The sequence below is a fragment of the Citrobacter sp. Cm038 genome, assembly GCF_030333105.1.
Lineage (GTDB): Bacteria > Pseudomonadota > Gammaproteobacteria > Enterobacterales > Enterobacteriaceae > Citrobacter > Citrobacter murliniae.
On sequence record NZ_JAOWGO010000024.1, the window covers coordinates 97,206 to 108,667 of the forward strand.

Genomic DNA, 11,462 nt, shown 5'->3' on the forward strand with positions numbered 1-11,462 from the left:
ACCAACATTGTGGTATTCTTTACAAACCCCTCCTGGACGGAGGGAAATTCACCCAATTCTGGACCTTTGCGGTCCCGTCCGCAAAGAAAAATAACAACCACTTCCCTCGCGTTCGCGTTACAAAAAACGAAGGGAACGTGACAATGTCGAAACAAGGAGCGAACCATGCAGGTCAGCAGAAGGCAGTTCTTTAAGATCTGCGCTGGCGGTATGGCAGGCACCACGGCAGCGGCACTGGGCTTTGCACCCGGCGTAGCGCTAGCGGAAACACGGCAATATAAATTGCTGCGCACCCGCGAAACCCGTAACACCTGCACTTACTGTTCCGTTGGCTGTGGACTGTTAATGTACAGTCTCGGTGACGGAGCAAAAAACGCCAAAGCATCCATCTTCCATATCGAGGGTGATCCGGACCATCCGGTCAACCGTGGTGCGCTTTGCCCTAAAGGGGCCGGTCTGGTGGATTTTATCCATTCCGAAAGCCGCCTCAAATTCCCGGAATACCGCGCGCCTGGCTCCGATAAATGGCAACAAATCAGTTGGGATGAGGCATTTGACCGCATCGCTAAACTGATGAAAGAAGACCGCGACGCAAACTACGTTGCGCAGAACGCCGAAGGCGTTACCGTTAACCGCTGGCTTTCAACCGGGATGCTGTGTGCTTCCGCTTCCAGTAATGAAACCGGGTACTTAACGCAAAAATTCTCTCGCGCGCTCGGTATGCTCGCGGTCGACAACCAGGCGCGTGTCTGACACGGACCAACGGTAGCAAGTCTTGCTCCAACATTTGGTCGCGGTGCGATGACCAACCACTGGGTCGACATCAAAAATGCCAACCTTATCGTGGTGATGGGCGGTAACGCCGCTGAAGCTCACCCGGTCGGATTCCGCTGGGCGATGGAAGCCAAAATTCACAACGGCGCGAAGCTGATTGTGATCGATCCGCGCTTTACGCGAACTGCTGCGGTGGCTGATTTTTATGCCCCAATTCGTTCTGGTACTGACATTGCATTCCTGTCAGGCGTTTTGCTGTACCTGCTGAATAACGAAAAATTTAACCGCGAATACACCGAGGCCTATACCAACGCCAGCCTGATTGTGCGTGAAGATTATGGCTTCGAAGATGGCCTGTTCACCGGCTATGACGCGGATAAACGCAAGTATGATAAAACCAGTTGGAACTACGAGCTGGATGAAAAAGGCTTCGCCAAACGCGATGTCACCCTGCAACATCCGCGCTGTGTCTGGAACCTGCTGAAAACACACGTTTCCCGCTACACGCCGGACGTCGTAGAAAACATCTGCGGTACGCCGAAAGCCGACTTCCTGAAAGTCTGCGAATATATCGCTGAAACCAGCGTGAAAGATAAAACCGCCTCGTTCCTGTACGCGCTGGGCTGGACACAACACTCCGTTGGTGCGCAGAACATTCGTACCATGGCGATGATCCAGTTGCTGCTTGGCAATATGGGTATGGCTGGCGGCGGTGTTAACGCCCTGCGTGGTCACTCCAACATTCAGGGGCTGACTGACTTAGGTTTGCTGTCACAAAGCCTGCCAGGCTATATGACGCTGCCAAGCGAAAAACAAACCGACCTGCAAACCTACCTTGCTGCTAACACACCAAAACCGTTGCTGGAAGGTCAGGTAAACTACTGGGGCAACTACCCGAAATTCTTCGTTTCGATGATGAAGGCCTTCTTTGGCGATAAAGCGACAGCGGAAAACAGCTGGGGCTTCGATTGGCTGCCGAAGTGGGACAAAGGGTATGACGTTCTGCAGTACTTCGAGATGATGAACCAGGGCAAAGTGAATGGCTACATCTGCCAGGGCTTCAACCCGGTTGCCTCATTCCCTAACAAAAACAAGGTCGTGGCTTCACTGTCGAAACTGAAGTTCCTGGTAACTATCGATCCGCTCAACACCGAAACGTCCACCTTCTGGCAAAACCACGGTGAGTCAAACGATGTTGATCCCTCGAAAATCCAGACTGAAGTTTTCCGCCTGCCGTCCACCTGCTTCGCGGAAGAAAACGGTTCTATCGTTAACTCTGGTCGCTGGCTGCAATGGCACTGGAAAGGTGCGGATGCCCCAGGGATTGCCGCCACTGACGGTGAAATCCTCGCCGGTATCTTCCTGCGTCTGCGTAAAATGTACGCCGAACAGGGCGGCGCAAACCCGGAACAGGTGCTGAGTATGACCTGGAACTACTCCACACCACATGAACCGGCTTCGGAAGAAGTGGCGATGGAGAGTAACGGTAAAGCGTTGGCCGACATCACCGATCCGGCTACCGGCGCGGTTATCGTCAAGAAAGGCCAACAGCTTAGCTCGTTTGCCCAGTTGCGCGATGACGGTACGACCTCCAGCGGTTGCTGGATTTTCGCCGGAAGCTGGACGCCGGAAGGCAACCAGATGGCGCGTCGCGATAACGCCGACCCGTCGGGCCTTGGCAATACGCTGGGCTGGGCATGGGCATGGCCGCTCAACCGGCGCATTCTGTATAACCGTGCCTCCGCTGACCCACAGGGTAACCCGTGGGATCCGAAGCGCCAGATCCTGAAATGGGATGGGGCGAAATGGAGCGGGATGGATATTCCGGACTACAGCGCCGCCGCACCTGGCAGCAATGTCGGACCGTTTATCATGCAGCCCGAAGGTATGGGACGTCTGTTTGCTATCGATAAAATGGCAGAAGGCCCATTCCCGGAACACTACGAGCCGTTTGAAACCCCACTGGGGACTAACCCGCTGCACCCGAACGTTATCTCTAACCCTGCCGCCCGTATCTTTAAAGGCGACGAAGAAGCACTGGGGAAAGCAGATAAGTTCCCGTACGTCGGGACAACGTATCGCCTGACTGAGCACTTCCACTACTGGACCAAACATGCGCTGCTGAACGCCATCGCCCAGCCAGAACAGTTTGTAGAAATTGGTGAGAAGCTGGCGAATAAGCTCGGTATATCCCACGGCGATACTGTCAAAGTCTCCTCTAACCGCGGCTACATTAAAGCCAAAGCAGTGGTGACAAAACGCATTCGCACGCTGAAGGCAAACGGTCAGGATATCGACACTATCGGTATTCCTATTCACTGGGGCTACGAAGGCGTGGCGAAAAAAGGCTTTATCGCTAATACGTTAACGCCATTCGTCGGTGATGCGAACACGCAGACACCGGAATTTAAGTCCTTCCTCGTGAACGTGGAAAAGGTGTAACGGAGACGACCTATGGCTTATCAATCGCAAGACATCATTCGTCGTTCCGCCACTAACGGTTTCACGCCCGCGCCTCAGGCGCGGGACCATCAGGAAGAGGTGGCAAAGCTTATCGACGTCACCACCTGCATCGGCTGTAAAGCATGTCAGGTGGCGTGTTCGGAATGGAACGATATCCGTGATGAAGTGGGTAACAACGTTGGGGTATATGACAACCCGGCTGATTTAACCGCCAAATCCTGGACGGTGATGCGTTTCTCGGAAGTGGAACAAGACGACAAACTCGAATGGCTTATCCGTAAGGATGGCTGTATGCACTGCGCCGATCCGGGCTGCCTGAAGGCATGTCCGGCTGAAGGCGCAATCATTCAGTATGCCAACGGTATCGTCGACTTCCAGTCCGAGCAGTGTATTGGCTGCGGTTACTGCATCGCGGGCTGCCCGTTCGACGTGCCACGACTCAACCCGGACGATAACCGCGTCTATAAATGTACGCTGTGCGTTGACCGTGTCGTGGTCGGGCAAGAACCGGCCTGCGTGAAAACCTGCCCAACCGGCGCGATTCATTTCGGTACCAAAGAGTCGATGAAAACGCTGGCAGGCGAGCGCGTGGCGGAGCTGAAAACTCGTGGTTACGACAATGCGGGTCTGTACGATCCAGCGGGTGTTGGCGGTACGCACGTAATGTATGTATTGCACCACGCCGACAAGCCGAATCTGTATCACGGCCTGCCGGAGAACCCGGAAATCAGCGCCACCGTGAAGTTCTGGAAAGGCATCTGGAAACCCCTCGCAGCCGTCGGCTTTGCAGCGACATTTGCGGCCAGTATCTTCCATTACGTCGGTGTCGGTCCGAACCGTGCGGAAGAGGAAGAAGACAATCTGCATGAAGAAAAAGACGAGGTGCGCAAATGAAACGACGTGACACCATCGTGCGCTACACGGCGCCGGAACGCATCAACCACTGGATCACCGCCTTCTGTTTCATCCTGGCGGCAGTGAGCGGGATGGGCTTTCTCTTCCCGTCTTTTAACTGGCTGATGCAAATTATGGGCACTCCACAACTGGCGCGAATTCTGCACCCGTTTGTCGGTGTGATCATGTTTGCCTCGTTTATCATCATGTTTTTCCGTTACTGGCACCACAATCTAATCAATCGGGATGATATCTTTTGGGCGAAGAATATTCGTAAGATCGTCGTCAACGAGGAAGTAGGTGACACGGGACGTTATAACTTCGGCCAGAAATGCGTATTCTGGGCGGCGATTATCTTCCTGGTCCTGTTGCTGGTGAGTGGAGTGGTCATCTGGCGTCCATATTTTGCGCCTGCTTTCTCAATCCCGGTGATCCGATTCGCGTTAATGCTGCATTCATTTGCCGCAGTAGCGTTAATTGTGGTTATCATGGTGCACATTTACGCCGCCCTTTGGGTGAAAGGCACCATTACCGCGATGGTGGAAGGATGGGTCACCAATTCATGGGCGAAGAAACATCACCCACGCTGGTACCGTGAAGTCCGCCAGAAACAGGAAAAGTCATCTGAATGAGTATTCGCATAATCCCGCAAGATGAGCTGGAGAAGAGCGATAAACGCACGGCGGATATGATTCCGCCGTTATTATTCCCCAGGCTCAAAAATTTGTATAACCGCCGTGCTGAACGTCTGCGCGAGCTGGCTGAAAACAACCCGCTGGGTGATTACCTGCGCTTTGCCGCGCTGATCGCCCATGCACAGGAAGTGGTGCTGTACGACCATCCGCTGCAGATAGACCTGACCGCACGCATCAAAGAAGCAAACGATCAGGGCAAGCCGCCGCTGGATATCCACGTCCTTCCACGCGATAAGCACTGGCAAAAGCTGCTGCAATCGTTAATTGCTGAGCTGAAACCGGAAATGAGCGGTCCAGCTTTAGCAGTGATCGAGAATCTGGAAAAAGCCTCAGAGCAAGAGCTGGAACTGATGGCCAGTGCGCTGTTTGCTTCTGATTTTGCGTCTGTCAGCAGCGATAAAGCGCCGTTCATCTGGGCCGCTCTGTCACTCTACTGGGCACAAATGGCAAGCCTGATCCCCGGAAAAGCGCGTGCAGAATACGGTGAACAACGCCAGTTCTGCCCAGTGTGCGGTTCGATGCCAGTTTCCAGTATGGTGCAAATTGGTACCACTCAGGGGCTGCGCTATCTGCACTGCAACTTGTGTGAAACCGAGTGGCACGTCGTGCGCGTGAAGTGCAGCAACTGCGAGCAAAGCCGTGATTTGAACTACTGGTCACTGGATAACGAGCAGTCAGCTATTAAAGCTGAAAGCTGTGGCGACTGCGGAACTTACCTGAAGATTTTATATCAGGAAAAAGACCCTAAAGTAGAAGCTGTTGCCGACGACCTCGCCTCACTGATGCTGGACGCGCACATGGAACAAGAGGGTTTTGCCCGCAGTTCCATCAACCCGTTCCTGTTTCCGGGAGAGGGAGAGTAAATTCTCTGTTGTACCGGGCGGCGTAAGTCGCCCAAGTTACCATTCGTATGGCGTCGTCACGCCCGGTATTCCGGCAAAGTCCCTGGTGTTACGCGTGACCAGTTCAAGGCGATGAACCTGCGCTGTCGCCAGAATAATGGCATCCGGAAGTTTCATTCCATACTCCTGGCGCAAAGCAACACTTCGCTCGGCAATTTCCTGCGATACACCGATAACATTAAATGCGCTCATCGCAACGCGCGTGCGGTGCTCCTGATTGTACTTTTTGGCACCAACCATCACTTCCATCCAGGTAATAAGGCTAATCGCATTCTGCGGCGGCCATGCATCTAACGCTTGTTTTGCTTCGCACCGCCCGCTGAATAAGTCGATTAAAATATTGGTGTCAAAAAGTGCCGATCCATTAGCCATTACCACTCCTCACGCAGTTTGCGCTGGTATTCCACACCGTCTTCTTCACAGCCCTGCCATAAGCCAAGTGCGCTAGAAATCGTGGTTTCTGCCTGCTCCTGTCTTTCCAGATATTGCTCAACAGCCTCTCGCAACAGTTCCGCGCGGGGAAGATTGCGCTGCACTTTGAGATCGTCCAGTCGTTTAATCACTTCATCTGATAAATCGAGTAAAATTCGGCCCATACCAAGTCCAACCATCACGCTCATATATATCTCCAGTATATCACTCAAGATTAAAACACGAGCAATTTATACCCGGTAAATTCTAAAGAGAAGAGCTCTGCGAGTGGTTAATTTACTTTTGCGAGCCGCTTTCCAGAATCACTGTCCAGACAAAATTCTCCATTTTCTTTTGCTAATATCCAGGCTATAACACTGTATATTCACACAGGTTAAAGACAAAAAAATGGCACTGGAAAATGGAATTGCACAGCTGGTTGAAGAGTTTATTGCAGCGGGTCGCCCTTCTTCACGCACACAGAGTATTGATGACCGGAGAGCAGGGTACATCGCCAGCACCGTGCTCGCCGGGGAAACAGAAACCCACGTACAGGTTGAAGATATTGAACTCGATGCCATGACATTTCGCGTCGTTTCGCCGCCCGGCGTCTCGGGTTTACTGCCCTGCGTCATCTATTATCATGGTGGTTGCTTTGTCAGCGGTGGATTTACGACACATGATAACCAACTGAGGCAACTTGCCTGGTACAGCGGCTGCCGGGTGATTGCGGTGAAGTACCGCCTTGCGCCAGAACACCCTTTCCCGGCAGCACATGATGATGCCGAAAGAGGGTCTAATATCATCTGGAAGTATGCCGAGAAACTGGGTGTAGACCGCAATAACATCACGCTTACTGGCGATAGCGCGGGCGGGCATCTGGCGCTGGTCACCGCACTACGCCTGAAAGCCAAAAATATCTGGCAACCCGCCAAGCTTATTCTGATTTACCCAATGCTGGATGCAACCGCCAGGTTTGAGAGTTATACCCGTAATGGGCAGGATTACATCATTACTCGCGACACGCTGCTGTCTGGCTATGAGATGTATTTGTCGCATACCGATCCTCTCCACCCTGAGGCCAGCCCATTGTGGCGGGATGATTTCAACGGTTTACCACCCACACACATCATTACCGCTGAATTTGACCCACTACGCGATGAAGGTGAAGCCTTGTATCAACGGTTCCTGGAGCAAGGTGTAGAGTGCACCTGCCAGCGTTATTTCGGTGTCATCCACGGTTTTTTTCAGCTTGCAGGTATTAGCCATGCGGCACGCAATGCTATACGTGACGTGGCCTGGAGAGTGGGGTACCTTCAGTGATGTAGTAAAAACTATTTCTTTGTGAAGCCAAAGGTGCAGCGAAGCCGAGCATCACAAGGCGCTCGCAGCACCCCGTAATCTTCCGGCAGACGCGTTCATCGAATAAAAAGGAATCCCTTTCTGACTACTCTTCCTCGTTGCCGCCCTCTTCCAGCGGTCCGAAGGGTTTCGCAGGCAACACGATGTACGTGCCTTCAAATACCACGCCCGCCGTATCATCGCCAAACAGCTCTACCTGCATCTGAACTCGCGCCTTGCGGCCTCTCGCCAGACGGTCGAGGTCTCCACTCAGTGAGCCCAGATCAGCGATGGCAGTGGGTTTCCCGGTGATAGGCCTGCTGTATCGGATATGTGCGTCGGCGAGGATAATTGTCCCGCCCAGATGGCGCTCGCGTAACATCAACCAGATGAGTCCCCAGCCGGTTAATGTCGCCAGTGAAAACAGGCTTCCCGCGAACAAGGTATGGTGAGGATTCTGATTGCCGGTCTCGGGCATCGTCGTAATAAATTTTTGCCCGGTATACTGCTGAATACGCACACCCATCTTCTCACTCAACGGAATATGCTCGTACCAGGCTTGCTGTAACTGCCCACACCAGTCACCACGATGGAGAATATCATCCAGCGTAGCGATGGGTTTAATCATCAAAAAGTGGCGCACTGGCGTGGTCTGCGGCGTGGTAATTTCTCCCTGACTCACAAATCCCAGCTTGGCGAAAAATTCGACTGCGTCTTCACGGGCGCTGCAGGTTACGCGCTTAACGCCTTCCTGACGCGCCACAGACTCGAGGGTCATCGCCATTAGCGTTCCCAGTCCCTTCTCCTGTACTGACGGATCAACCGCCATAAAGCGTATAGAGGCTTCGTTATCCGCATTGATGTACAGACGGCCTACAGCAACTAGATTACCCTCTTCATCCACCACCATCTGGTGATGAGCCATGGCATCCCAGGCATCCCGTTCTGAGCCTTTTGGCTGGTGCAGCGGTTTACGCAGCATCTCCCAGCGGAACTGGTAGTAACGCTCCAGTTCTTCTTCTGTTTGCGGTACTCGAAGGTGATACATAGTTGTATTCTCTCTTGTTACCCGCGACCACGCCGGAAGCTGGTTCATACCTGTAACCAGAACGTCACGGGGCCATCATTAACCAGTGAAACCTGCATATCAGCAGCGAATCGTCCGGTCTGCGTGTTCATTTCCTGCTGACGGCAGCGCTCAACGAAGTACTCGTACAGCGCCTCTGCCCGATCGGGTGCCGCACCCTTTGAAAATCCGGGGCGCATACCGCGTTCGGTATCTGCTGCCAGCGTAAACTGTGATACCACCAGCACACTGCCACCGGCCTGCTGCACGTTCAGATTCATCTTACCTTCGGAATCACTAAAAATTCGATATCCGAGCACGCGTTCACACAGGCGGTTCGCTTTCTGTTCATCATCATCCTTTTCGACACCTAATAAGACCAAAAGTCCTGGGCCGATTTCACCCGTCACCTCGCCCTCCACGGTGACGCTGGCACGGGTTACGCGCTGAATTAATGCAATCATGGTTGCTCTGCTTCTTCTTGTTCTGCGGCTTGTTTAAGTTTGCGGTATTCCCCGAGAGTGACAGTTATTTCCGCGCCTAGCAAGACGATACACCACGTCCAGTACACCCAGACAAATAAAATGGGGATCACCGCCAGGACACCGTAAATAAGCTGATAAGACGGGAACATAGTGATGTAGAGCGCAAATCCTTTTTTCCCGGCTTCGAACAAAACGGCAGCGACAAATGCCCCGATCACCGCATCGCGATTGGGTACGCGCGTCGTGGGTACGATGCTGTAAAGCAGCCAGAATGAGAGCCAGGAGAGCACCAACGGAAAAATGCGCAGTACATCATCAATGACTGAGTTGAGATCGCTGGCCCAGCGAAGTGACAACAGATACGAGCTGATTGCCAGGCTGGCCCCTGCCAACAGCGGACCCAACGTTAAAATCATCCAGTAGACAGCAAAAGAATACACTTTAGGCCGTGTACGCTTGCTACGCCAGATGGTATTCAACGCGCTGTCTATGGCATACATCAGCAATAGCGCCGTCACAATCAGCCCACACGCGCCAACCGCTGTCATTTTGTTTGAGTTTGCGACAAACTGTTCGATATAACGCTGAATGACGTCACCCGTCGCCGGGATAAAATTAGCAAAAATAAAATGCCGTAGCTGAATGCTGACGTCAGAAAACATCGGAAATGCGGCGAAAAGAGCAAAAACAACGGCGATAAGCGGCACTAATGAGAGCAATGAAACGTAGGCAAGATTTCCTGCCAGCGTCGTCATATTGTCCTCATCAATGCGATGCCATAATAGCTTAAGCCAGGCCCATACAGGACGCGTATGATGCCGGGCTTTTTGGTGTACATTTTTTAGCATAACAACTTCGCGAAATAGTCAGGAATGGTCGTTTTATCGACGACCTGGATACTGGTGATCCCTAGCCGGTTAGCCCCTTCAATATTATCGGCGTTGTCATCAAAAAAGACCGCATCCGCAGCGGAAAAACCTTCAGACTGCAGGACATGCTGGTAAATCCGCGCTTCCGGTTTACGCATGCCGAGTTCCTGGGAAAGATAAATATGGTCAGCAGCCTGACGAACTTCAGGATACTCATCCGGCCAAAACGTCGTGTGCAAGCGGTTGGTATTCGAGAGCACGACCACGCGATGCCCTTGCTCACGCAGTTTATGCATAATGTCGATCACTTCAGGTCGTAATGCGACGAAAACAGCCTGCCAGCCATGAGAGAACTGCTCATAACTCAACGGAAGCGCCATGTCATGGCACAGAGCCTCGGCAAAGGCCTCATCCGTTATTTCACCCCGTTCATGCTGGTGAAAAGCATCTCCCATGGTAAAACTTTGCTTCAGCGAAGCCAGCGGTACACGACTCAGATCGCTCCATGTACCTAACACGCGATTGAAGTCGATATCGACAATCACATTACCCAAATCAAAGATATAGAGCATGCCCTTCTCCTTACTCGCCGTGGATGAATAACTGTAGCGGGAAAGGAGAAGTTTGACTATGAGTCCCTGTCGGGATTATTCGGTAATTACCTTAGTCTTCATGACTAAATTGCCAGCGAGACTCAATCACCAGTGGAAGATCGACGCTGACAAATTGTGGCGTCACATTTATTGCATTCGGTGCCTGAGTGAGCGGGTTGACACAGGTTGCATCGGGCTGTTTATCAAAGACAACCAGACTTTGTGCAGCCGATGTCATCACCATGCTCAGCTTTCCTGGCCATTGTAATCTGACATGAAGATCGGCATTAAAACCAAAGCAGTCATCCCATGGACCAAGCTGCGGAGAGACCTTGTTGCCTGTCGGTAGTTCATTACTTCCAGCTTCTTCCTGCCAGTCGGCATTAAAGCTCACCCGCAATTCCTCATCTTCATGCTGCGCATCCAGGTGTTTAACAAACCAGGGGTGCCAGCCTGCTGATGCCGGAAAGGTTTCTGACATAGAACGAATTTCTAATCGCAGAATTAGCGCGTTGTCTTCTAGGGCTAGCGTTTGCAAGACCTCACCCTGCCAAGGCCAAGGCGCACCCAACGGCATACGCAGCATCAATTTATCTTTCTTATGTTCAATAATTTCCCATGATGAATAACAAGCCATACCGTGCAAAGCATGGGGGGGCTTATTAGCCGGTAAATCATACTGCTTCTCACCCACTTTCAGCGTTGCATACCCGAGGCGCCCCGCCCAAGGGACCATGGGAAAGCAGCCATATTGAAACGCCCTGCGCTGCGGTTCCCATTGCCTCAAGACTTCAAAGCCAAATGCCTGTAGCGAGGTAATTCTGGCACCATCACGCGGAAAGACCTGAAGACGGAGATGGCCTTTTTCCAGCAAAACCGGTTGGCCGATAGGCCCTGGCCAGGGGGCATCAAACGCACGCTGTAATGCTTGTTGATGTTCGGTACTCAGTTCAGTATTCATTTAATTTT

Annotated in this window: 12 protein-coding genes; 5 read left to right on the forward strand and 7 right to left on the reverse strand. The window is 52.4% G+C overall.

The features are described from left to right. Positions 1-165: 165 nt before the first annotated feature. The 4 genes from fdnG to fdhE are packed head-to-tail and all read left to right on the forward strand — an operon-like array spanning position 166 to position 5,689. Positions 166-3,216, forward strand: a complete 3,051-nt coding sequence (gene fdnG / locus OGY01_RS17820) for a formate dehydrogenase-N subunit alpha (RefSeq protein WP_144243092.1) — start codon at positions 166-168, stop codon at positions 3,214-3,216. Positions 3,217-3,228: 12 nt separating this feature from the next. Further along, a complete protein-coding gene (gene fdoH, locus OGY01_RS17825) occupies positions 3,229-4,131 on the forward strand; it encodes a formate dehydrogenase O subunit beta (protein ID WP_045449238.1) in 903 nt (300 codons plus the stop codon). After that, positions 4,128-4,763: a formate dehydrogenase cytochrome b556 subunit gene (fdoI, locus tag OGY01_RS17830; RefSeq protein WP_286493462.1), complete on the forward strand. Its 636-nt coding sequence runs from the start codon at positions 4,128-4,130 to the stop codon at positions 4,761-4,763. The genes fdoH and fdoI overlap by 4 nt, the downstream gene beginning before the upstream one ends. Beyond that, the gene (fdhE, locus tag OGY01_RS17835) at positions 4,760-5,689 is read left to right on the forward strand and encodes a formate dehydrogenase accessory protein FdhE (protein WP_045449235.1); all 930 of its coding nucleotides are present in this window, start codon (positions 4,760-4,762) and stop codon (positions 5,687-5,689) included. Before fdoI ends, fdhE begins: the two co-directional genes overlap by 4 nt. A gap of 36 nt (positions 5,690-5,725) precedes the next feature. Here fdhE and OGY01_RS17840 read toward each other — a convergent pair whose 3' ends face one another. After that, a complete protein-coding gene (locus OGY01_RS17840; RefSeq protein WP_048223353.1) occupies positions 5,726-6,100 on the reverse strand; it encodes a type II toxin-antitoxin system VapC family toxin in 375 nt (124 codons plus the stop codon). Further along, positions 6,100-6,348 carry a ribbon-helix-helix domain-containing protein gene (locus OGY01_RS17845; RefSeq protein WP_048223351.1) on the reverse strand — a complete coding sequence of 83 codons (249 nt, stop codon included), beginning with the start codon at positions 6,346-6,348 and terminating at the stop codon, positions 6,100-6,102. Before OGY01_RS17845 ends, OGY01_RS17840 begins: the two co-directional genes overlap by 1 nt. 199 nt (positions 6,349-6,547) lie before the next feature. Between OGY01_RS17845 and OGY01_RS17850 the strand changes: the two genes are divergently transcribed. Next, positions 6,548-7,462, forward strand: coding sequence for an alpha/beta hydrolase (locus tag OGY01_RS17850; RefSeq protein ID WP_048223348.1), 915 nt, complete (start codon positions 6,548-6,550; stop codon positions 7,460-7,462). Positions 7,463-7,586: 124 nt separating this feature from the next. Here the strand turns inward: OGY01_RS17850 and fabY are convergent, their stop codons facing one another. From fabY to OGY01_RS17875, 5 genes are all read right to left on the reverse strand, one after another. Then, complete coding sequence (gene fabY, locus OGY01_RS17855) at positions 7,587-8,528, reverse strand: fatty acid biosynthesis protein FabY (RefSeq protein WP_045449228.1); 942 nt, start codon at positions 8,526-8,528, stop codon at positions 7,587-7,589. Positions 8,529-8,572: 44 nt separating this feature from the next. Then, positions 8,573-9,010, reverse strand: a complete 438-nt coding sequence (dtd, locus tag OGY01_RS17860) for a D-aminoacyl-tRNA deacylase (RefSeq protein WP_045449226.1) — start codon at positions 9,008-9,010, stop codon at positions 8,573-8,575. Continuing rightward, a complete protein-coding gene (locus OGY01_RS17865; protein ID WP_045449224.1) occupies positions 9,007-9,879 on the reverse strand; it encodes a virulence factor BrkB family protein in 873 nt (290 codons plus the stop codon). Before OGY01_RS17865 ends, dtd begins: the two co-directional genes overlap by 4 nt. Further along, the gene (gene yihX / locus OGY01_RS17870) at positions 9,873-10,472 is read right to left on the reverse strand and encodes a glucose-1-phosphatase (protein ID WP_048223344.1); all 600 of its coding nucleotides are present in this window, start codon (positions 10,470-10,472) and stop codon (positions 9,873-9,875) included. Before yihX ends, OGY01_RS17865 begins: the two co-directional genes overlap by 7 nt. Positions 10,473-10,563: 91 nt before the next feature. Further along, positions 10,564-11,454 (reverse strand): aldose epimerase family protein, encoded by an 891-nt coding sequence (locus tag OGY01_RS17875; RefSeq protein WP_048223341.1) that lies wholly within the window; start codon positions 11,452-11,454, stop codon positions 10,564-10,566. Positions 11,455-11,462 lie beyond the last annotated feature (8 nt).